Below are 692 nucleotides of genomic sequence, written 5' to 3'. Positions count from 1 at the left end.
GTTTGAGGGAGCTATTAAGACCGAAAAAGAAATGGCGGAATATTGGGTTGTGATGGATTCGCTTTATTCTTATTCATCGAGAGGAAAAGTGAAAACAGAAGAAGAAAAAAAGGCAATCGCGAAAGAAAGGTCGACTTTTAATTGGTCAGTAGCAAATGCAGGACAAGAGTTCATAGCAACATTTGACTTCGTTGATCAATTAAGTGAAATTACATGCCCTACATTAGTTGCTGGGGGCCACTTTGATTGGGTTTGCCCAGTAGAGTACTCCGTGCTTATGGCAGAAAAAATTCCTGACAGTGAGTTAGTAATCTTTGAAAAAAGCAGCCATAACATATTTGTGGATGAATATGAAACGTTTAACGCGGAAGTCTCCTCATTTGTTCAAAGAAGATTAGGGGAGCTATTATAGTTTACTACCCTGTTTCATAGAAGGGTTGCTGGATTGAAAAGAGTTGTCTCTGTCCGATCAATTTAAAATAGGGAAGATCTTGTTGAAGTCGATTAAATTATTGATATGGAAGGAAGTGAAAAATAATTAAGGCTAAATTTTATATTCAGAACCTTTGTTATTCTCATAAATAAAGCATACAATTAAAGGAGTAAAAAAGTAAAGGGGAGAATACAGATGACAAATGAAATAGTTTCACAGAAGGAAATAGCTTTACAGATGGTAAAATCCTTCTCCAATA

Annotated in this window: 1 pseudogene; it reads left to right on the top strand. The window is 35.5% G+C overall.

Annotation, left to right across the window (positions count from 1 at the left end):
- Positions 1-412: pseudogene (locus tag AC3G7N_RS21195) on the top strand (alpha/beta fold hydrolase); the annotation flags it as partial.
- Positions 413-692: the final 280 nt, after the last annotated feature.

It is taken from the genome of Virgibacillus carmonensis, from assembly GCF_057836705.1.
This window is presented reverse-complemented; position numbering and strand designations above follow the sequence as displayed.